The sequence below is a fragment of the Desulfoglaeba alkanexedens ALDC genome, from assembly GCF_005377625.1.
Lineage (GTDB): Bacteria > Desulfobacterota > Syntrophobacteria > Syntrophobacterales > DSM-9756 > Desulfoglaeba > Desulfoglaeba alkanexedens.
The window spans coordinates 163,257-184,916 of the sequence record NZ_CP040098.1 but is presented as its reverse complement, the minus strand read 5'-3'; the positions used below and the strand labels follow the sequence as shown (position 1 = coordinate 184,916).

The following is a 21,660-nucleotide window of genomic DNA, read 5'->3' as shown; positions in this document are numbered from 1 at the left end:
AAGTGGATCTTCCGAGGGACTCAGCTCAGGGTTTCGTCCCAAAGCCGGCCTTCGTAAACGATTCTGGCGTCGCCTTCAAGAAAAACATCGTGGAATCGGGATCCTGAATGCTGGAAATGAACGGTGAGGGTCTCGCCGCTTCGGGTGAACACTTCCACAGGGGAAGAAACCAAGCCTCGGGAAGCCGCCGCCAGGACCGAAGCGATGGCCCCGGTTCCGCAGGCGAGGGTTTCGTCTTCCACGCCCCGTTCATAGGTGCGGACGATGACGGCCTGCGGCCCTCGAACGTAGGCGAAGTTCGTGTTGGTTCCCGCCGGCTCAAACCAGGCGTGCCTCCGCACGGCGCGCCCGAGATCGAACACGTCGGCCCCTTCCAGCGCCTTTTCGGTTTCCATGAGAATCACCGCGTGGGGGACCCCCGTGTTGATGCAATCCATTGTGAGCTGCCGCCCCCGAACCGTCAGCGTGACGTCGCGCTCCAGGCCTTCCGGGGCGGTCATCTTCACCTTGACCCGCCTTCCGATCACCGCGGCTTCAATCACGCCGGCCAGAGTGCGAAAGGCCAACACGTCATTTTGGACGATCTTCTTGACACGTGCGAAACGGGCCACGCAGCGCGCCCCGTTGCCGCACATCTCCGCCTCGCTCCCGTCGGCATTGAAAAAGCGCCACCGGAAATCCACATCCGGATCGTCTTCCAGAAAGATCATTCCGTCCGCGCCGACGGAAAACTTCCGGCGGCACGCGCTTCGAACCAGTTCCCGGCAGTCCCCGGTATCGATCCCCAGGTCCCGGTTGTCCACGATGATAAAATCGTTTCCGCTTCCCGTCATCTTGGTGAAGGGCAGAGGAAAGGAGAGTGTACCGCCCATCGACCGTCACCCCCTTGATCTTCAGGTTCCGCCCGCGTCTGGCATCCGCACAGCGGGCCGCACCGGTTCATGACCGCTTCAAAAAATCCGGAACGAATTCCAGCGCCACCAGGTCTTTCCAGGTTTCCCGCCGACGGATCACGTGGTAATGGGTGCCGTGGGCCAGCACCTCGGGCGGGCGCGGCCGGCTGTTGTAATTGGACGCCATGGTGAACCCGTACGCCCCGGCGCTCATCACCGCCAGCAGATCCCCCGGTTTCACCATGGGAAGTTCCCGGTCTCGAGCGAGAAAATCGGAAGATTCACAGATGGGTCCCACCACGTCCACAACATGCGTGTCCCGCCCCTCGTCCCGGACCGGCTGAATGTGGTGATAGGAACCGTAAAGGCTGGGCCGGATCAGGTCGTTCATTCCGGCGTCCACGATGACGAAGTTCTTGCTGACCGTCTGCTTGGTGTACAGGACGCGGGTGACCAAAATCCCGGCGTTTCCGACGATCACGCGCCCCGGTTCCAAAATGAGGGTGCCGTCCAGGCCCTTCAGCCGCTCCATGACGGCCCCGGCGTATTCTTCGGGGTGCGGCGGCGTTTCCCGGTCGTAGGTGATGCCCAGGCCGCCGCCCAGGTCCAGGTACTTCACGGCGATTCCGATTTCCCGAAGCCGCCCGATCAGCGTCTTCAACCGTTCCAGGGCGTCCACGAATGGCGCCACGTCCGTGAGCTGGCTGCCGATGTGGCAATCCACGCCCACGATGTCCAGGTGAGGAAACGAGGCGGCTCGCCGGTATTCCTTGATCGCCGTTTCCACATCGATCCCGAACTTGTTGGACTGCATGCCGGTGGTGATGTACGGGTGCGTCTTGGGATCCACGTCCGGGTTCACGCGAAGGGCGATCCTAGCGCGCCGGCCCAGCGCCTCGGCGCGGGCGTTCAACGCTTCCAGTTCCTGGGACGACTCGATGTTGAACATCAAGATGCCCTGACCCACGGCCGCGTCGATTTCTTCCCTCGTTTTTCCAACCCCCGAATACACGATCCGTTCCGGAGGAATTCCCGCGCGGCGCGCCCGAAACAGCTCCCCCCCGGACACGATGTCCACGCCGCCGCCCAGTTTGCCGAGAAGGCTGAGGACCGCCAGGTTGGAGTTTGCTTTCACGGAAAAGCAGGTGAGATGATCCATTGGCGCGAAGGCGCCGTCGAAGACCTCGAAATGATGCCGCAAGGTGGCATGACTGTAGACGTAGCAGGGCGTCCCCAGTTCTTCGACCATCCGCGTCAGGGGGATGTCCTCACAGAAGAGCTCACCGTCGCGGTAGTGGAAATGGTGCATGGCGTCTCCGCTGCCTAAGAGTGAGACATCAGACTTTAGACATCAGACTTTAGACATCAGACTTTAGACATCAGACTTTAGACATCAGACTTTAGACATCAGACTTTAGACATCAGACTTTAGACATCAGACTTTAGACATCAGACTTTAGACATCAGACTTTAGACTTTACAGTCTACAGTCTGAAGTCTAGACATCCGGTCGTTTCCAAGCTCCGGCTTGGGAGCGGCCTCATGGGAATCGAAGCTGGAGCTTCTGCACAGTTGTGTTCCCAAGCTGGAGCTTGGAAACAAGATGGAATCTCTTTGCGCCTTTGCGCGAGACATTTTCCCCTCGTTGCCAAGCTCCGGCTTGGGAACAAGGTGGAAACCGGCCATGCCGCGTTGGCCCGGATCGCCCGGAAGGACTTTCCATGACGGCCTCTAATCGAACGACACGTTTCGAATCTCGACCCACTTGGAAAGCAGGCCTTCCCGCTGAGAAGCTCCGGAACTCACACACGACACGGCGTAAAGGTAAACCTCGTTCTTCTCCACGGCGGCGTCCACAAAAGGCGGGCCAGCGACCGGCTGGGCGGTCAGGCGGGTGATCTCCCGGCCTTGCTTCCGGTACACATGGTAGCCGCCCACCCCCTGGACCGATTCCGACCAATAGACCTCGAGACTGCCCCCGTGAGGGATGATCCAGACGGTCTCGGGAGGCGGCGGAGCAACGGCTTCCGGGGCCGCGATCACTTCGATTTCGGCTGAATTTCCGTAAACAAGGGCGTCTCCCGCTTCATAAAGCGAAGTGACTCGGTACTTGTGCATGGCGCCCACATCCACCTGCGCATCCAGGTAGCCGTTTCCACGCACCGGTGTCCGGCTCAGCGGCACCCACTCTTTCTCGGGGTCCCACCGTTCCACCCGGTAGGCGATGGTCGCGCCTTGAGCCAGCGCCGGTTCGATCCCCCCCGGGTCCTTCCACTTAAGCATGATCCCTCGAAGCTCCGCCACGGCCGAAAGAGCGGCCGGAGCCGGAGGCGGTTCCATCATCCACACATGAAGGGGCGGCGAAACCGAAAGCGCCCGCCCGCCGCGTTCCACCAAAGCGATCTGGTAGCGGTAGACTTCTCCCAGCGCCACGTTGCGGTCGGCCCACCGGTACCGGCCATCTTCCAGCACCGCAGGCGCAGGGGACTTGGGGTTGAGGTCCGCCACCTGGTGCAGCGCGAGCGGCGGACATTCCCGGCATTGGCGGTCCTTCCACTGGACCAGCGAGCGCTGGATGATGAGCCGCTCATCGGGGGCCGCCGCCTTATCGCCCCTCTCACGGGTCACGGACCATTCCAGCAGCACGCGCCCGCCCGAAACTTCGGCCGTGAACCCTTCCACGACCGGCGGGGGCACCTCGGCGATCGGCTTGGGGGGCGTTTTCTTGCCGCAAGCGCTCAGCATCAAAACCACCAGGGAAACCAGGACAACCCGGCGTAATGGCGATGGAAACGTTCGACCGTCGACGATCATTTCGATAGGCACCTTTCGTGAGTGAGACGACCGTTTCAAAGTCACACGTTCGCGCCGTTTGTCAATGCCTTTTTCCTGGCCGCAAGCTCCGCTTCGGCCCGCTGAACGGCTTCTTCCACACGCGACGTCGCCGTCCCGCCCTGAGACAGGCGCTGGTCCACGGCCGTCGCCACATCCAGCAACAGGAAGACGTCTACGTCGAACGCTTTGTGAAACTGCTTCAGCTCCTCCACGGTGCAGTCCCGCAAATCCTTGTCCTTTTGAAGGCAGTACTGCACCAGCTGTCCGATGACGTGGTGGGCCTTGCGGAAGGGAACCCCACGGCTCACCAGGTAATCGGCCAGGTCTGTGGCCAGCGTGAAGCCCTGCGCGGCCATTTCCTTCATGCGCTCGCGATCGAACCGGAGTTCCGGAAGCAGCTTACTCAACACCGAAAGGGTCTGAACCACCGTGTCCACGGTGTCGAAGACGGCTTCCTTGTCTTCCTGGAGGTCCCGGTTGTAAGCCAGAGGCAGGCCTTTGACGAGGGTAAGCAGCGCCATGAGGTTCCCGTAGACGCGGCCGGTCTTACCGCGCATCAGTTCCGGAATGTCAGGATTCTTCTTCTGCGGCATGATGCTCGAACCCGTGCAGAAGGCGTCGCTCATGGTGACGTAGCCGAATTCCGTGGAGGACCACAGGATCAATTCCTCGGCGAGGCGGCTCACGTGCGCCATCACCAGAGCGGCGGCGGCGCAGAATTCGATGAGGAAGTCGCGGTCGCTCACTGCGTCGATACTGTTTCGGATCACTTTCGGGAAGTTGAGGTACCGGGCGGTGCGTTCCATGTCGATGGGGAAGGTGGTGCCGGCCAGCGCGGCGCTTCCAAGCGGCATCACGTTGGTGCGCCGGTGGCATTCGGCCAGCCTTTCGTCGTCTCTGCCGAACATTTCATAATAGGCCATCAGGTGGTGAGACAGGAGCACCGGCTGAGCGTGCTGCAGATGGGTGAAGCCGGGCATGACCACACCCAGGTGCTGTTTGACCAGGACCAGAATGGATTCCTGGACGTCGACGAGCAGTTTCCGGCAGTGTTGGATGACGTCGCGCATGTAGAGCCGCATATCGAGAGCGATCTGATCGTTTCGACTCCGAGCGGTGTGAAGCTTGCCTCCCACTTCCCCGATTTTCTGCATGAGGCGGTGTTCGACGGCCATGTGGATGTCTTCCTGCGATGCTTCGAGCTTCAGTTCACCGCGCTCGATTTCCCGAAGGATTTCCCCCAAGCCTTGAACGATGAGGGACGCTTCGTCGTGGGAAATGATGCCGCAGTCCGCCAGCATGCGGCAGTGGGCGATGCTGCCTTGAATGTCGTAACGGTAAAGCCGGGAGTCGAAATGGATGGAAGCGGTGTATTCTTCCACCATCCGGTTGGTCGGCTGCTCGAAGCGGCCCTGCCACAACTTCTCGGCCATATGCCTGTCCTCGTGCCTGTTTTGAACCATGCGTAGTTCCCACCCCTTCGTGTTCTGGTTCGAAAAGTCGCGTGCGACATCTCGCGCACGGGTGCCGCGGGAATCCGGCCGGAGCCGGGTTCCGGCGTTCGGCGCCTTCAGCGGCGGGCCGCCCGGCGGCGCACCCGTGAGGCGATCTTCAGGCGGAGGGCCTGAAGGCGGATAAAGCCTGTGGCGTCGCTCTGATCGTACACGTCGTCTTCCTCGAAGGTGGCGAAGCTGGGTTCGTAGAGCGAACGGTCCGACTTCCGCCCGATCACTGTGCAGGCGCCCTTGTAGAGTTTGAGCCGGGCGGTACCCCAGACGTTTTCCTGGGCGAGATCGATCATGCCCTGGAGGAGTTCCCTTTCCGGCGCGTACCAGAAGCCGTTGTAGATCAATTGCGCGTACTTGGGAATGAGAGAATCGCGGATGTGCATGACTTCCCGGTCCATGGTGATCGATTCCACTGCGCGGTGGGCGGCCTGAAGCAGGGTGCCGCCGGGGGTTTCGTAGACCCCCCGGGACTTCATGCCCACAAAGCGGCTTTCCACCACGTCGGCGCGCCCGATGCCGTGCTTTCCGCCCAATGCGTTCAGCCGCCTAAGCAGGGCCGCCGGAGACAGGCGCTCCCCGTTCACCGCCACCGGGTCGCCGCGTTCGAAATCGATTTCGATGACTTCCGGCCGATCCGGGGCGGCCTCGGGATCCGCCGTCAGCACGAACATGCCCGGATCGGGTTCCCGCCACGGGTCTTCCAGCACGCCGCCTTCGTAGCTGATGTGCAACATGTTCCGATCGCAGCTGTAGGGCTTCTCACGGGTCACGGGGACGGGGATTCCGTGCTTCGCGGCGAAATCCACCAGGGACTGCCGGGACTTGAAGTCCCATTCGCGCCACGGAGCGATGATCTTCAGGGCGGGGTTGAGGGCCATGTAGGTGAGCTCGAATCGGACCTGGTCGTTTCCTTTCCCCGTCGCTCCGTGGCTCACCGCGTCCGCCCCTTCTTCCGCGGCGATTTCCACCTGGCGCTTGGCGATGAGCGGGCGGGCGATGGACGTTCCCAGAAGGTACTGGCCCTCATAGATGGCGTTGGCCCGATAGGCCGGAAACACAAAGTCACGGACGAACGCTTCCCGGAGGTCTTCGACGCGGGCCTTGACCGCGCCGGTTTTCAGCGCCTTGGCCTCGATCCCGTCCAGTTCCTCCCCCTGGCCCAGGTCCGCGGCGTAGGCCACCACCTGGCAGTCGTAGGTCTGGATGAGCCATTTCAGGATGATCGATGTGTCCAGTCCTCCGGAGTAGGCGAGCACAACTTTTTCGACTTTCATGGTCCTCGAGGGTCTCCTTGTGCCTGCAACGGTTCTGTAGGGGTTTGGGTCTTCGAACATCGTGGGCGAAACGGGGCCCGAGGCTCAGGCGCCCGTGATGAGCCATTCCAGGAGAGCCGCCTGGAGGTGTAAGCGGTTTTCCGCCTGGTCGAAGACCACCGACCGGGGTCCTTCCAGGACGTCGTCGGTGATTTCTTCGCCGCGGTGCGCGGGAAGGCAATGGAGCACAAGCGCATGGGGCGGAGCGGTTTCCAGGAGCGCCGCGTTCACCTGGAAGGGCGCAAAGATCCGCTTCCGTTCGGCCGCCTCGGCTTCCTGGCCCATACTGGCCCAGACGTCCGTATTGATCACGTCGGCCCCAGCCACCGCTTCCTTCGGATCGGAACCAAGCCGCACCGTGCCTTGGCCTTCCGATCGGGCCCGTTCCAGGACGGCGGCCTGGGGGAGGTAGCCGTCCGGGCAGGCGAGGGTCAGGGTGAACCCGAGCCTTGCGGCGGCCGCGATCCAGGAATGGGCCACGTTGTTTCCGTCTCCGATCCAGGCGGCGTGGAGGTTTTCCAGGGATCCCCGGGCTTCTTCCACGGTCATGAGGTCGCTCAGGACCTGGCACGGGTGGCAGAGGTCCGTGAGTCCGTTGATGACGGGAATGGCGGCGTACCGGGCGAGCGTCTCCACGTCTTCCTGGGCGTAGGTCCGGACCACCAGGGCGTCCAGGTAGCGCGAAAGCACCCGGGCCGTGTCCGAAAGCGGTTCCTTCCGGGAAAGCTGCGTGTCCCGGGACGTGAGAAACGTGCAGCAGCCTCCCAGCCGATGCATGGCCGCTTCGAAAGAGACCCGCGTTCGCGTCGACGGCTTGGTGAAGAGCAGGCCGAGGGTCTTTCGCGCCAGGGTGGGCTCGAGGTTTCCTTCCTTCCATGAGCGCTTTACGGCGTGCGCCCGATGGAGCAGCCGCCTTATTTCGTCCGCGGTGAGATCCCAAAGCGTCAGCAGGTCCCGTTTCATGCCGCCTTTTCCTTCAAGAGGGAGTCCAGGGTTTCGATGAGCGGGTCGAAGGCTTCTTCTTCGATCACCAGCGGAGGCACCAGCCTGAGGACGGTGTCGTGGGTGCAGTTGATCACGAAGCCCCGTTCCAGACACTGTCCGACCACGTCGGAACCGGGGAAGGTGAGTTCGATGCCCAGCATGAGGCCGCGGCCGCGGACCTCTTTCACGAACGCCGGATGGCGGGCCTGGAGCCCCTTGAGCTTTTCCAAGGCCTTCCGTCCGACCTCGTCCACCCGTTGCAGGAACGCCGGTTCGCTGATGATCTCGAGAACTCGCCGGGCGACGGCGCAAACCAGGGGCGTTCCCCCGAAGGTGGACGCGTGGGAACCCGGGCTGAAGGCTCGGGCCGCCTCTTCGGTGGCCAGCATGGCTCCGATGGGAAGCCCGTTTCCCAGGGCCTTGGCCAGTGTCATCACGTCCGGCGTGACGCCTTCCCTCTGATGGGCGAAGAGCGTCCCGGTGCGTCCCATCCCCACCTGGACTTCGTCGAAGATAAGCAGCAGGTCCCGTTCGCGGCACAGGGCCTTGAGCCCTTCGAGGTAGCCGGGATCAGGAAACCGGACGCCGCCTTCGCCCTGAACGGGTTCCACCAGGACCGCGCAGGTTCGTTCGTCCACGGCCCGTTCCACCGCCTCCACGGAATTGAAGTCCACGATCCGGAACCCTTCCACCAGCGGTTCGAACCCCTTCTGTATCTTTTCCTGTCCCGTGGCCGAAAGGGTGGCGAGGGTCCGCCCGTGAAACGAATTCTTCATGGTGATCACGTGGAACCGCCCGGGGCCGTAGCGCTCCAGGCTGTATTTGCGGGCCAGCTTGATCGCCGCTTCGTTGGCTTCGGCGCCGCTGTTGGCGAAAAAGACCCGGTCGGCGAAGGAACGCGCGCAGAGCGCCTCCGCCAGTTCCGCCTGGGGGCGCGTGTAGAAAAGATTCGAAACGTGCACCAGCCTGTCCGCCTGTTCGCACAGCGCCCGGGTCACTTCCGGGTGGCAGTGCCCCAGGTTGCAGACCGCGATGCCCGCCAGAAAATCCAGGTATTCCCTGCCTTCAGCGTCCCAGAGCCGACAGCCCTTCCCGCGTTCGAACAGCACCGGATGCCGCGCGTAGGTGTCGCAGATGTGTGTTCTGCAATGCGAAAAGAGGTCTCCCTTCATGAATCCGATTCCTCCTCCCCGGGTCTTGAACCGCCCGTTCGTTTCACGATTTCCGTTCCGATTCCCGCGTCCGTAAAGAGTTCCAGCAGCACGCTGTGGGGGAGACGGCCGTCCACGATGTGTACCTTTTGCACGCCCGCCTGCACGGCGTCGATGGCGCACTGCACCTTCGGGATCATGCCGCCCTTGAGCACGTCGTCTTGGAGGAGGTCCGCCGCTTCGGCGACGGTCAGGCTGGAAACGAGGCGGCCGTCGGCATCCAAGACCCCCTGAACATCAGTCATGAGGATGAGCTTTTCTGCGCGCAGTGCGCCGGCGATCCGCCCCGCCACCAAATCCGCGTTGATGTTGTAGGTTTCATCGCTTTTCCCGACGCCCACCGGAGCCACCACCGGGATCAGGTTGCTCTTTTCAAGGATTCTAAGGATTTCCACGTTGATCCGCGCCACTTCGCCCACAAGCCCGAGGTCGAGGATTTCCGGCGGCCGGTCGTCCCCCTGGTAGCGGAAAAGGTGCAGCTTGCGGGCTTCGATGAGCCGGCCGTCTTTGCCGCTGAGCCCTATGGCGCGGCCGCCGTGGCGGTTGATGAGGGTGACGATTTCCTTGTTCACCTTGCCCACCAGGACCATTTCCACGATGTCCATGGTGTCTTCGTCGGTCACCCGCATTCCGCCCAGGAAGTCGCTCTTTTTCCCGAGGCGTTCGAGCATGCGCCCGATCTGCGGCCCGCCACCATGAACCACCACGGGGTGTATCCCGATGTATTTCATGAGGACGATGTCCTGAGCGAAGCTGCCCTTGAGTTCCTCGTCCTTCATGGCGTGACCGCCGTACTTGATGACCACCGTTTTCCCGGAAAAGCGACGGATGTAGGGCAGGGCTTCGATCAGCAGTCGGGCCTTCTCGTGTATCATGTCGGTGGCGTCCTCATCTTTAGACATTAGACCTCAGACTTTAGACATCAGACCTCAGACATTAGACATTAGACCTCAGACATTAGACCTCAGACTTCAGACTTCAGACATGGGTGCAGATCTTTTGCTTCTTGTTCCCAAGCTCCAGCTTGGGAACACAACTGTGCAGAAGCTCCAGCTTCGGTGAGCCCGTTCCCAAGCTGGAGCTTGGGAACGAGGGGAAACGGAGCTGATGCACTTGCTGCTTCAGGGCCATCTGGATCTACCTCAGAGGGTTACTCTGGATGTCGTTCTAAAAGATCCGCACCCATCAGACATTAGACCTCAGACTGTAATCTCTAATGTCTAAAGTCTAGGGTCTAAAGTCTAATGTCTAAGGTCTAAAGTCTAGCCTTTCTCATCATAGTCGGGTGCGCTCCTAAAGGATGTAGCGGCTCAGGTCTTCATCGCGGATGATTTCCTGGAGGGTCTCCCGGACGTATTCGCGGGTGATCCGTATGGTGCGCCCTTGCAGCTCCGGCGCATTGAAGGATACGTCCGAAAGCAGCTTCTCCATGATGGTGTGCAGCCGGCGGGCCCCGATGTTTTCCGTCCGGGAATTCACCTGGAAGGCGATTTCGGCGATCTCGTCGATGGCTTCGTCTTCGAACACCAGTTCCACTTCCTCGGTTTTAAGGAGCGCCCGGTACTGGAGGATGAGCGCGTTTTCGGGTTCCTTCAGGATGCGGATAAAGTCCTCCTTGTTGAGCGAACGGAGTTCCACGCGGATGGGAAACCGCCCCTGGAGTTCCGGGATGAGGTCGGCGGGCTTGGCGATATGGAAGGCCCCGCTGGCGATGAACAGGATGTGGTCGGTGCGCACCATGCCGTACTTGGTGGTCACCGTGGAACCTTCCACGATGGGAAGCAGGTCGCGCTGCACGCCTTCCCGCGAAACGTCCGGGCCCTTGCCCGATTCCCTCCCGGCGATCTTGTCGATTTCATCGAGGAAGATGATCCCCGAATGTTCCACGCGTTCGATGGCCGACTTGATCACGCGTTCCATGTCGATGAGCCGCTGAGATTCTTCCTGGATGAGCAGTTCCCGGGCTTCGGGGATCTTCACCTTCCGCCGCTTGGTCCGCTTGGGAAGCATGCCGCCGAGCATCTCGCGCAGTCCGTAGTCCATCTCGTCAAGGCCGGCACCGGCGAAGATTTCGATCATGGGAAGCGTCCGGTCGGGCACGTCGATTTCCACGTAACGGTCGTCCAGAGACCCGTCGCGGAGGAGTTTCCGGAGTTTTTCCCGCGTGTTGTCGGCCTTGCTGGACGTCTCCTGAGCGACTTCCAGGTCCTCGGATTCCGAAGAGGCGGTCGGGAGCGCCGCCTGCCGCCGCGGCGGAAGCAGGATGTCCAGGAGCTTTTCTTCGGCGATTTCTTCCGCCTTCACCTTGACGGCTTCCATTTCTTCCGAGCGAACCATGCTCACGGCCAGTTCCGTGAGGTCCCGGATCATGGATTCCACATCGCGACCCACGTAGCCCACTTCGGTGAATTTGCTGGCCTCGATCTTGAGAAACGGCGACTGGGCGAGCCGAGCCAGGCGCCGCGCGATTTCCGTCTTGCCGACGCCCGTCGGGCCGATCATGATGATATTTTTCGGGGTGATTTCGTCGCGGAGGTGTTCCGGGACCTGCTGGCGGCGCCACCGGTTGCGAAGCGCGATGGCCACCATGCGCTTGGCGTCCTTCTGGCCGATGATGTACTTGTCCAGTTCGGAAACGATTTCCGCGGGCGTGAGCGGCTGCTGCATGAGGCTACAACTCCTCCACCGTGAAAACGTGGTTGGTGTAGATACAGATGGACGCGGCGATCTTCATGGATTCTTCCACCAGGGTGCGGAGGGGAAGATCGGTGTGCGCGGTGAGGGCCCGCGCGGCCGCCAGGGCGTAGGGAGCTCCGGAGCCCACGGCGGCCAGCCCGTCGTCGGGCTCGATCACGTCGCCGCTTCCACTCAAGACCAGGCACTGTTCGCGATCCGCGGCGATGAGGAGCGCTTCCAGGCGCCGCAGGGCGCGGTCGAGCCGCCAGTCCTTGGCCAGTTCCACGGCCGCGCGGGTCAGGTTCCCGCTGTACTGGTCGAGCTTCCCTTCCAGCCGTTCGAACAGCGTGAAGGCGTCGGCCGTGGCTCCCGAAAAGCCGGCGAGGATCTTGTCGTGGTACATCTTCCGGACTTTTCGAGCCTGATGCTTCATGATGGTGTCGCCGACGGTCACCTGGCCGTCTCCGGCCATGACCACCTTTCCGTTCCGGCACACGGTGAGAATGGTGGTGCTCCGGACCCTGGACGGCCCCGCAACCGCCGGGCCATCATCCAAAGAGTCGATCGGTTTCATGGGTTCCTTTCACTTGCCCTTGCGGCTTCTCGGGTGAGCCGCGTCGTAGACGGCCGCCAACTTGTCGAAATGAACGTGCGTGTAGCGCTGAGTCGTGGAAAGTCCGGCGTGGCCGAGCATCTCCTGGATGCTCCGAAGGTCCGCTCCGCTGTTGAGAAGATGCGTCGCGAAACTGTGGCGGATGCCGTGAGGCGACAGGTGCTGCCAAAACCCCGCCCGCTCGAGTTCTCCGCAAAGGATCCGCCGGACCGAACGGGCGGACAGGCGCCCGCCCCGGGCGTTCCTGAAAAGCGCTCCTTGTACCGGGTCAACGCCGGGAAGCTGAGCCCTCAACGCCTCCAGATATTCCGAAAGGGCCCGGAGCGCCGTATCCCCGATGGGAACCAGCCGCTCTTTAGCTCCTTTGCCTCGCACCCGAACCAGTTCCTGCTGAAAGTCCACATGAGATCCATCCAGGGCGACCAGTTCGCTCACCCGAACCCCCGTGGAATAGAGGGTCTCGAACAGCGCCCGGTTGCGCCGGGCCGTCCAGGAACTGCCGGGCCGATCGGCGCGCTTTCTGAGCGCCTCCAGCAGCTGAACCATGTGGTCCACGGAAAAATAAGCCGGAATCCCGACCTTCAGCTTGGGTCCGGGAATCGCCCCGGCCGGGTTGCCTTCGATCCATCCATTCTCCTCCAGGAAACGGAAAAACGACCTCAAAGTGGACAGCTTCCGGCTCTGGCTCGCCCGCTCCACCGTCTCGTACAACCTGTGGGCGAACCGCCGAACATCTTCCACGTCCGGGCGCAACTCCAGCCGCCCATCCCCCCCGCGGCCTTCCGCAAGGAACGCCCGAAACTGAGCCAGGTCCCCCGCGTAGGCCCGAAGCGTTTCCGGGCTGGCACCGCGTTCGGAACGCAGGTGAACCAGAAACGCGTCCACCGCGTCGTCGAACAAAAGCGAAAGGCTATCGTCACGGCCGGTCATCATGTAACAAACCTACAACAATCCCGAAGACCCATCAAAGGAAATTTTAGCAAATACTAGGATTTTAAGTGGAAATCAACGAGAAACTCCCCGAGAATTTACTTGACTTTCCTTTCGGGATTCCATTAGTGTCATGCCTTGCGTTTTTCCCGGCATATCAGGCTATTGGCTGGTCTCGTGTGCGTTTTTTCGCGTAGGGGCGGTTCGCGAACGGCAAGTAGGGGCGCAGCGGCGCTGCGCCCCTACTTGCCGGCGATCAGAATCAACGCTGCATTGCCGGTTTGGCAGCGTTCTAAAGTGGAGACCTTACGCAAAGAGGTTGGGTGCGGATCTTTTAAACGACATCCAGGGTGACCCTCTGAGGTAGATCCTGATGGCTTTGAAGCAGCAAGCGCATCAGCTCCGTTTCCCCTCGTTCCCAAGCTCCGGCTTGGGAACGCCCTGCGCGGGAAGCTCCAGCTTCCCTCCTGCTACAGCTGAAACGCGCTGTCTTTCTAGGGATCTCGCCAGGGTCTCGAAGTGGTCTTTCCCCTCGTTCCCAAGCTCCGGCTTGGGAACGGCCTCACCGAAGCTGGAGCTTCTGCACAGTTGTGTTCCCAAGCTGGAGCTTGGGAACAAGAAGCAAAATATCTGCACCCAGTGGGATCTGCCGACCCACAAGGGGAGGGGAAATAGGATTTAGCATCAATATAGTAGCTCTATTATTTTCTACGCTACCACCGGTTTTACGGGTCGCGGCCAAGGCCGATCCTACCGATAACGGAAAACCCGAGCGGCCCCTTGACGGAAAACCCGGGGGGTTCACATTCGGCGCCCGCCCGCCTTCACAGACAGAAAGGAAGCGCAATGAAAGACAGTGTCGCCAAGGTGAGAACGTTCGCGATCATTTCCCACGGAGGCGCGGGGAAGACCTCCCTCGCGGAAGCCATGCTCTTCGACGCGGGTGAAAACACGCGGCTGGGAAAGGTCGATGACAATACGTCGATCATGGATTTCGAGCCGGAAGAGATCAGCCGAAAGATCACCATCAGCACCGCCTTCAATACCCTGACGTGGCAGAAACACCTGCTCACCCTCATCGACACCCCTGGAGACTTCAATTTCATCGCGGAAACCAAGAGTTCCCTCCAGGGGGCGGATGCGGCTCTGGTGGTGGTGGACGCCATCGACGGTGTGCGCGTCCAGACGGAAAAGGTCTGGAAATTCGCCGACGAAATCGGGCTTCCCAAGATGTTTTTCGTGAGCAAGATGGACCGGGAGCGGGCCGACTTTCCTGGCACCGTGGAGGGCATCCGAAAAGTGTTCGGCAGTCGGTGCGTTCCGCTGCTGGTCCCCATCGGATCGGCGGAAGACTTCAGGGGAGTGGCCGACATACTGACCGGCAAAGCCTACATCTACTCCAAGGGAGACAGCGGGACCTTCGATGTGGAGGACATTCCGGCGGATGTCCGGGACATGGCCGACCGATACCGGGAGGAACTCATCGAAAACATCGCCGAAGGCACCGACGAACTGCTGGAACGCTACCTGGAAGGCGAGGAGCTGTCGCTCGACGACCTGAAGAAAGGCCTTCGAAGCGCCGTGATTTCCGGCAAGCTGGTCCCCATCGCGTGCGGTTCCGGAACCGGAAACATCGGGATCCAACCGCTTTTGGACGCCATCGTCACCTGCTTTCCGTCGCCCTTGGACCGCGAACCCCGAAAGGGCAAGTCCCCCTCCGGAGACAAGGAAGAAATCCGTCCGCCCGATCCCGATGCGCCCTTCAGCGGACAGGTCATCAAGACCATCAGCGATCCCTACGCCGGGCGACTTTCGGTCATGCGCGTGTTTTCCGGCGTCATCACGGCCGACATGACCGTCTACAACGCCACGAAAGAGGTGAAGGAACGGTTCGGGAACCTGCTGCGCATCAAGGGCAAGAGCCAGGAACCCGTGGAACGGGCGGTACCGGGGGAAGTGGTGGCCGTGGCCAAGCTGAAGGAAACCACCACCGGCGACACGCTCTGCGATGAAAAGAACCCCATCGTCTATCCCCGGGTCGAACTGCCCGGCGCCATCTATTCGCTCGCCATCGAACCCAAGAGCCGCGGCGATGAGGAAAAGATCTTCGCGTCGCTCGGCCGCCTGATGGAGGAAGACCTGGCCCTGAAGCTCGAACGGAACGAAGAGACCAAAGAAATGATCCTTTCGGGCATGGGCGAAACCCACGTGGAACTCACCGTGGAAAAGCTCAAACGCAAGTTCGGCGTGGAAGTCAACCTGAAGACGCCCAAGGTTCCTTACAAGGAAACCATCAAGGGGAAGGCGCGCGTGCAGGGCCGCTATAAGAAGCAGACGGGCGGCCGCGGCCAGTACGGGGACTGCTGGATCGAAATGGAACCGCTGCCGCGCGGCGAAGGTTTCCAGTTCGTGGACAAGATCGTCGGCGGCGTGATTCCCAAGCAGTACATACCGGCGGTGGAAAAGGGCATCGTGGAAGCGGCCCGCGAAGGGGTCCTCGCCGGCTATCCGGTCATCGATTTCAAGGTGGACCTGGTGGACGGGTCCTACCACCCGGTGGATTCTTCGGAAATGGCCTTCAAGATCGCAGGATCCATGGCCTTCAAGAAGGCCGTGGCCGAGGCTAAGCCCACTCTGCTGGAACCCATCGTGCAAATGGAAATCACCGTTCCCGACGACTGCATGGGCGACGTGATCGGCGACCTCAATGCGCGCCGCGGCAAGGTCCAGGGGATGGACACCGAGGGCAACAAGCAGATCGTTCGGGCCCAGGTGCCGCTGGCGGAAGTCCTGAAATACGCGCCCGATCTCCGCTCCATGACCGCCGGCCGGGGCATGTTCACCGTGAAGTTTTCTCATTACGAAGAAGTGCCGGCTCACCTGCAGGAAAAAATCATCGAAGCGTCCAAGAAGGAACAGGAATAGCTTCCACGGCTCGGCCTTTTCTTTTGCGCGTGATGGTAGTGCCTTGTTCTTGAAGGAACGGCGCCCCCGCCGCGATGAAAAAAATCCCCCTCTTCCCCCTCCCCTTAATCCCCTCCCACAAGGGGAGGGGAAATAGAATTTCGCCCTCGTTCCCAAGCACCAGATTGGGAACAAGATGCAACAATCCCTCTCTCCCTTGATAGGAGAGGGTTGGGGTGAGGGTGATGAAATCAACGTATGTCAATGAGTTACATCCCCCTCCCCTTAATCCCCTCCCACAAGGGGAGGGGAAATAATTTTTCCCTCGTTCCCAAGCACCAGATTGGGAACAAGATGCAACAATCCCTCTCTCCCTTGATAGGAGAGGGTTGGGGTGAGGGTGAGAAAATTTATGTCAATGAGCCCGCGACCCGTAAAACCGGCAATGCCGCGTTGACCTGGATCGCCGGCAAGCCGGTTCCTACAGGGTATACGGTTCGTCGGATTCTAACAGCAGGCGGCCGGGCCGCAGGGGCGGGACCGGCCGCGGCGGCCCTTTTGGTGAGAGGTCCCCATGCCCGAAGACGATAAGCCTGAAAGGCGGGAATCCGCCGCTCAGCGGATCAAAGAGCTCACGATCCCGCAAAAGGTGCGGCTGGCCATGACGGGAGGCAAAGAAGCCCGGACCCTTCTCATCCTGGACAGCAACCGGGCGGTGCAGCTCGCCATTCTCGACAACCCGAAACTCACCCAGAGCGAAGTGGTGGGTATCGCCCAGTCGCGAAGCGTTTCCGACGACGTGCTTCGAAAAATCGCCGCCAACCGCGAATGGATCAAGCTCTATCCCGTCCGGCTGGCTCTGGTGAAGAACCCCAAGACGCCCATCGGCGTCTCGGTGAAGTTCGTAGGCACGCTTCACCCCACGGACCTGAAGGTCATCGCCAGGAGCAAGTCGGTGGCGAGCGTCGTGACTCAGGCGGCCAACCGCCAGTTGATCCGGAAAAAATGAGGAAGGACGTCACCTTGCAGACCAGAGCAAATGCCGTGGACCACGATCGAACGGCGGCCGTCGTTACGGTGAGCGACAGGGGATTTCGCGGCGAACGGGAAGACCGCTCGGGCGATGCCTTGGAAGCGAGGCTCGTGGAAGCAGGCTACCAGGTGGTCGAGCGGGTTCTGGTTCCCGACGAAGCCCCGGCCGTTTCGCACGCGCTTCGAACGCTCTCCGATGAACGCTCCGTCGCGCTGGTGCTCACCACCGGGGGAACCGGGGTCGCTCCGCGGGACGTGACGCCGGAAGGCACGGCCGCCGTGCTGGAAAAGACCGTGCCCGGCATGGCGGAAGCCATGCGGGCGGCGAGCCTCGCCAAGACCCCGCACGCCATGATTTCCCGCGCCTTGGCGGGGATCCGCCGGCGCACCTTGATCGTGAACCTTCCCGGGAGTCCCAAGGGCGCGGTGGAAAACCTGGAAGTGATCCTGCCCGCGCTCCCTCACGCCCTCGCCAAGATCCAAGGCGACCCTACCGAATGCGGCGCGCCTATCGACTGAATCGAGGCATCTAATGCGGATGGCCGCAACCAAAATGTCTCGCGCAAAGACGCAAAGAGATTTCCACCTTGTTCCCAAGCTCCAGCTTGGGAACACAGTTGTGCAGAAGCTCCAGCTTCGATTGAGCCCGTTCCCAAGCTGGAGCTTGGGAACGAGGGGAAGATCCCCCCTCCCCTTAATCCCCTCCCACAAGGGGAGGGGAAATAGAATTCGACATCAAATATTTCACTTTGTTCCCAAGCTCCAGCTTGGGAACACAGTTGTGCAGAAGCTCCAGCTTCGATTGAGCCCGTTCCCAAGCTGGAGCTTGGGAACGAGGGGAAGATCCCCCCTCCCCTTAATCCCCTCCCACAAGGGGAGGGGAAATAGAATCCGACATCAAATATTTCACCTTGTTCCCAAGCTTCAGCTTGGGAACACAGTTGTGCAGAAGCTCCAGCTTCGATTGAGCCTGTTCCCGAGCTGGAGCTTGGGAACGAGGGGAAGATCCCCCCTCCCCTTAATCCCCTCCCACAAGGGGAGGGGAAATAGAATTCGACATCAAATATTTCACCTTGTTCCCAAGCTCCAGCTTGGGAACACAGTTGTGCAGAAGCTCCAGCTTAGATTGAGCCCGTTCGCGAGCTGGAGCTTGGGAACGAGGGGAAAAATATCTCGCGCAAAGACGCAAAAACGCAAAGAGATTTTCTTGTTTTTTTGTGACAGTAACTCAGGAGTAAGGCACTACTCGTCTTCCGAAGCGCCTTGCCCGCCGGACGACGGACCCCGGCGGCCGCCCACGGCGGCCCTCTTGGCGCGGTAGGCGTCCTTCACCGCCTGCTTCTTGCGTTCGTAATCTTCCCGAATGGTCTGGGCGGCGTTTTCCGCCTCCATCACCTTGGCTTCGGCCCGTTCCACTCTCCGCAGCTGGTTGGTCACGGCCGGCTGATTGACGATGTCCGTAACGCCCTGCTTGTACAGAGCGAACACTTCCGCGCCCAGGTCTCCGTAGGCCTTCTTCATATCTTTGTGCACCGAAGACTGGCTCAGCTTCTTCAAGCGGGTTCGGAGCATCCGCATGTTCCAGTGATAGACGATTGCGGCGCATTCCATGGCGCAGTAAACGCATTTCTTACCCAGATTGACTATGCTGTCGACGACTCCCGGCATATTGTCCTCCTTTTGAACCTCGCTCACAGTGACCACCCCAGCATGTCCCGCAGCCGGGCCTGCATCCGCACCACGTGGCTGCCCGGCCAAAGAATCCGTCCGCACTTGGGGCAGCGGGAAAAGGACGTCTCGGTGCGGGCGACAAATTCCGGAACGCGGCCCAGGACTTCCGCTTGTTCGACCGGTTCCAGCGGTTCGTTGCACTCCAGGCATCGGCTCAGGAGGTCCACCTCGTCGAGCCGAATAGCGAGCCGTGACACCACTTCCCGGAGTTGGGCGTCCGGTTCATCGGCTTCCAGGAAAACCACCCCCGCACGACTCCGCCATCGGGTGGCCCGTGTGATGGCCGTACGGCCTTCCTTCCGAAACCGCTCCAACTGATCCAGCGTGCGGATGGAAGCGGAAGCAGTGTCAAAGCCCAAGACTCGTAACCATTTTGCCACGTTCCCCAGCATGCTATCAACCACAAATCTGCGGGAATTCCGAGAAGCGTTCATGGCCTTTCGTCCAGCAGGACGCGGCGGGCGCCCTTCGGCGAAGGCGGCGCGAAGTGGCCCGGGGGAAAGGATTCCACCTTCTGAAACTGGACCCGCTTTGCTTCCAGTACCCAGCGCGAGCTCATGATGCGGAGGTTTTCCGGGACTTGCTCCGGGTCCGGCGAAACGGCCGGATCGAAGTGGGCGACCAACGCCTGCGGCGGCTCCGGAACGGACGCTCCGTAGATCAGCGGCGGGTTCAGCCCGACGTCCCAAGCGATTCGAACCGCTCCGTCCCGGTCTTTCACCTCAAGGCGGCCGCGGTTCGGCACGGTTTCGCGGAAACGAGCCCGTTTGAGGTCTTCCAGAGGAAGGCAGCCCGCCAGGAGGTGCCCCAGGAGGGCCGGGTCCATGGAAATCCCGAGAAGTCCTTTCAGGATCGTCGTTCCATCTCGGGCCAGGTAGAGGGTGTTTTCCGACGAGAGCCAGACGCCGGAGCCCCTCGGCCCGACGGCCACCACCCCCGCCGTCTGCCCGAAGGTATTTCGCGCCTCGATCCGGAAGCGCTCCGGCAGTTGCCCGGAAACGACCACCTGCAGCGAAACCGTGCGTTCCGCTTCCGGTTGCAGGCGGACGCGGTAGATCGCCTGGTAGCGGTCGAGTCCGCGGGTGCGCCGTTCAAAGGCCTGGATCCAGGCTTCCGGCGACACCGCTCGCGGCTCCGGAACTGGAACGGGCGGCCGGTACGGCCGGCATGCCGCCGCCGCAAGGAGCACCACGGCCAGAGCCGTGATCACCCGTCTCGTGGGTCGGAAAAAGCGCACGGCGTCACACCGATCCTTCCATCTTCTTCCGGACGGCTTCCGGTTCCTGGTGGCCGTTTTCGATGGCCCGCTCATAAGCTTCGCGGGCGTCCTGCGGTCTTCCGAGGGCGCGGTAGATGTCCCCCAGGTGTTCCAACATGACGGGGTCGTCGGGAACCCGCCGCAGGGCTTCGAGCATGATCTCGAGCGCCTTTTTGTATTCCCCCATTTTGAAATACACCCACGCCAGGCTGTCCATGATGTAGCCGTCTTCGGGTTCCCGGGCGAGGGCCCTTTCGATCAGAGTCTTGGCCTCCTGCAGGCGGATGCCGCGGTCGGCGTAGGTGTAGCCGATGTAGTTGAGGGCCCCGGCGTTTTCCGGGTCCAGGCTCAGGATCTTCTGCATCACCTGGATGGCTTCGTCCTTTCTGTCCAGGCGGTCGAGGACGACGGCCTTCCGAAACAAAAGTTCCACGTCTTCGGGCGAACGTTCCAGCCCTTGGTTCAGGACGTCGAGCGCGCCCGCGTAGTCCTTGGTTTCTTCCAGGAGGAACGCCAGGTAGAGGTAGAAGTCCTGCTCTTCGGGCCGTTCCGCGATCGCCTGGCGCAGGCATTCGATGCCCGAACGGTGGTCTTCCATCTTCGAAAACAGCACAGCCAGCCGGATCTGGGCGTTGGGCCAGAGTGGGGAATCCTTGGCGATGGCTCGGAAATTGACCAGCGCTTCCTGAAGGTTCCCCTGTTCTTCGTAGGTGGTTCCCAGGTAATAGAGCGCCTGGTCGTATTGCGGCCGATCTCGGAGCAGCGCGTTGAAATCTTCGACGGCCCGTTCCAATTCTCCCTGCTGGAGGTGGATGATCCCGATCTTGAGCCGGCTTTCCAGGTCCGAAGCGTTCCGCCGCGAAAGGATGTCGAACTGTTCCAAGGCCTTGTCGTACTGCCGCTGCCTCATGTAAAGGTTTCCGAGCTGCACGCGCGCCTCGACGCTTGTCGGCTTAAAGCTCAAAATCCGAAGATACGTTTCCTCCGCCTCCCGAAACCGATCGGTCACTTCATAGATGTAGGCCAGGTCCAGCAAGCCATTCTCAAAGGTGGGGCTCAGTTCCAGCACTTCCTGGTAGGCGGCTTCCGCCTGGTCGTAAAACTTCATGTCCAGGAAGATACGAGCGCGATAGTAGGCGGCGAGCGGGTTGTCGGGCAGCAGCAGGCGCAGCCGATCCAGGGTTTTCAGCGCTTCGTTGAACCGGCCTTCCTGAGCGTATAGCGTCCCCAGGAGCAGGTACACGTCGGCGTTGGCCGGGTTCATCTCGATCACGTGCCGGTAGGCCTCGATGGCCTTGCGATTTTGCCCCAGCCCCGCGTACAGCCTTCCCAAGAGGAGGAACGCTTCTTCGTGGGTGGGATCCACTTCGGTGGCCTTGACCGCCGCCTCCAGGGCCTTCTCGATGTCGCCCAGCCGGATATAGAGCGTGGAAAGTTCCGTGAGCAGCGTGGGCGACTCCGGGTCGTGCTGTAGAGCCGCTTCGTAGGCCGCCACAGCCTTTTCCGTTTCGTTGACGCTCAGGTAGTATTGCGCTAACAGGTACGAAGCGTAGGCTTCGGAGCGGGCGCGGTCCAGGACGACGGGCCGGTCGGGAGCCGGCGGCGGCTGCCTTTGAAGAGGCGCACAACCGCCGATAGCGGCACAAACCAAGCAAAGCAGCAGGAGGACGCGTTTCGGCTGAGCCATGGATGATCCTTGAGAAGGGGAAAATGCATTGAAAACAATGAACTATGAACGAAGTTCACTATCACATTTGCTCCCGTGCGTCAAT

18 protein-coding genes are annotated in these 21,660 nt (G+C 61.2%); 3 read left to right on the top strand and 15 right to left on the bottom strand.

Annotation, left to right across the window (positions count from 1 at the left end):
- Positions 1–20: 20 nt before the first annotated feature.
- The 11 genes from dapF to FDQ92_RS00900 all read right to left on the bottom strand — a co-directional run bounded on the left by dapF (position 21) and on the right by FDQ92_RS00900 (position 12,966).
- Entirely contained in the window at positions 21–872 is an 852-nt protein-coding gene (gene dapF / locus FDQ92_RS00950) for a diaminopimelate epimerase (RefSeq protein WP_137422859.1), read from the bottom strand.
- 67 nt (positions 873–939) lie between these two features.
- Positions 940–2,202 (bottom strand): diaminopimelate decarboxylase, encoded by a 1,263-nt coding sequence (gene lysA / locus FDQ92_RS00945; RefSeq protein WP_137422858.1) that lies wholly within the window; start codon positions 2,200–2,202, stop codon positions 940–942.
- Between the two features lie 422 nt (positions 2,203–2,624).
- A complete protein-coding gene (locus FDQ92_RS00940; RefSeq protein WP_137422857.1) occupies positions 2,625–3,707 on the bottom strand; it encodes a fibronectin type III domain-containing protein in 1,083 nt (360 codons plus the stop codon).
- A 41-nt stretch (positions 3,708–3,748) separates the two neighbouring features.
- Entirely contained in the window at positions 3,749–5,161 is a 1,413-nt protein-coding gene (gene argH, locus FDQ92_RS00935) for an argininosuccinate lyase (protein WP_137422856.1), read from the bottom strand.
- Positions 5,162–5,298: 137 nt separating this feature from the next.
- Positions 5,299–6,510, bottom strand: coding sequence for an argininosuccinate synthase (locus FDQ92_RS00930; protein WP_137422855.1), 1,212 nt, complete (start codon positions 6,508–6,510; stop codon positions 5,299–5,301).
- An 84-nt stretch (positions 6,511–6,594) separates the two neighbouring features.
- Positions 6,595–7,512, bottom strand: coding sequence for an ornithine carbamoyltransferase (gene argF / locus FDQ92_RS00925; RefSeq protein WP_137422854.1), 918 nt, complete (start codon positions 7,510–7,512; stop codon positions 6,595–6,597).
- The gene (locus FDQ92_RS00920; RefSeq protein ID WP_137422853.1) at positions 7,509–8,705 is read right to left on the bottom strand and encodes an aspartate aminotransferase family protein; all 1,197 of its coding nucleotides are present in this window, start codon (positions 8,703–8,705) and stop codon (positions 7,509–7,511) included. The genes argF and FDQ92_RS00920 overlap by 4 nt, the downstream gene beginning before the upstream one ends.
- Positions 8,702–9,619 carry an acetylglutamate kinase gene (gene argB, locus FDQ92_RS00915; protein ID WP_170180119.1) on the bottom strand — a complete coding sequence of 306 codons (918 nt, stop codon included), beginning with the start codon at positions 9,617–9,619 and terminating at the stop codon, positions 8,702–8,704. Before argB ends, FDQ92_RS00920 begins: the two co-directional genes overlap by 4 nt.
- 418 nt (positions 9,620–10,037) lie before the next feature.
- On the bottom strand, positions 10,038–11,411 hold the full coding sequence (gene hslU / locus FDQ92_RS00910) for an ATP-dependent protease ATPase subunit HslU (protein ID WP_137422852.1): 1,374 nt from the start codon (positions 11,409–11,411) through the stop codon (positions 10,038–10,040).
- 4 nt (positions 11,412–11,415) lie between these two features.
- Positions 11,416–11,994: an ATP-dependent protease subunit HslV gene (gene hslV, locus FDQ92_RS00905; protein WP_137422851.1), complete on the bottom strand. Its 579-nt coding sequence runs from the start codon at positions 11,992–11,994 to the stop codon at positions 11,416–11,418.
- Between the two features lie 9 nt (positions 11,995–12,003).
- The gene (locus FDQ92_RS00900) at positions 12,004–12,966 is read right to left on the bottom strand and encodes a tyrosine recombinase XerC (protein ID WP_211341321.1); all 963 of its coding nucleotides are present in this window, start codon (positions 12,964–12,966) and stop codon (positions 12,004–12,006) included.
- An 843-nt stretch (positions 12,967–13,809) separates the two neighbouring features.
- Here FDQ92_RS00900 and fusA point away from each other — a divergent pair.
- From fusA to FDQ92_RS00885, 3 genes are all read left to right on the top strand, one after another.
- Positions 13,810–15,888, top strand: coding sequence for an elongation factor G (gene fusA / locus FDQ92_RS00895; protein ID WP_137422850.1), 2,079 nt, complete (start codon positions 13,810–13,812; stop codon positions 15,886–15,888).
- A 553-nt stretch (positions 15,889–16,441) separates the two neighbouring features.
- Positions 16,442–16,876, top strand: a complete 435-nt coding sequence (locus tag FDQ92_RS00890) for a hypothetical protein (RefSeq protein ID WP_137422849.1) — start codon at positions 16,442–16,444, stop codon at positions 16,874–16,876.
- Positions 16,873–17,418 (top strand): MogA/MoaB family molybdenum cofactor biosynthesis protein, encoded by a 546-nt coding sequence (locus tag FDQ92_RS00885; protein ID WP_137422848.1) that lies wholly within the window; start codon positions 16,873–16,875, stop codon positions 17,416–17,418. The genes FDQ92_RS00890 and FDQ92_RS00885 overlap by 4 nt, the downstream gene beginning before the upstream one ends.
- A gap of 723 nt (positions 17,419–18,141) precedes the next feature.
- On the opposite strand, the gene FDQ92_RS00880 is transcribed toward FDQ92_RS00885, so the two are convergent.
- The 4 genes from FDQ92_RS00880 to FDQ92_RS00865 are packed head-to-tail and all read right to left on the bottom strand — an operon-like array spanning position 18,142 to position 21,575.
- Positions 18,142–18,567 carry a hypothetical protein gene (locus FDQ92_RS00880; RefSeq protein WP_137422847.1) on the bottom strand — a complete coding sequence of 142 codons (426 nt, stop codon included), beginning with the start codon at positions 18,565–18,567 and terminating at the stop codon, positions 18,142–18,144.
- A gap of 23 nt (positions 18,568–18,590) precedes the next feature.
- A complete protein-coding gene (locus FDQ92_RS00875) occupies positions 18,591–19,064 on the bottom strand; it encodes a Mut7-C RNAse domain-containing protein (protein WP_137422846.1) in 474 nt (157 codons plus the stop codon).
- On the bottom strand, positions 19,061–19,867 hold the full coding sequence (locus FDQ92_RS00870) for a hypothetical protein (RefSeq protein WP_137422845.1): 807 nt from the start codon (positions 19,865–19,867) through the stop codon (positions 19,061–19,063). The genes FDQ92_RS00875 and FDQ92_RS00870 overlap by 4 nt, the downstream gene beginning before the upstream one ends.
- A 4-nt stretch (positions 19,868–19,871) precedes the next feature.
- Positions 19,872–21,575 (bottom strand): tetratricopeptide repeat protein, encoded by a 1,704-nt coding sequence (locus FDQ92_RS00865; protein WP_137422844.1) that lies wholly within the window; start codon positions 21,573–21,575, stop codon positions 19,872–19,874.
- Between the last annotated feature and the right edge of the window lie 85 nt (positions 21,576–21,660).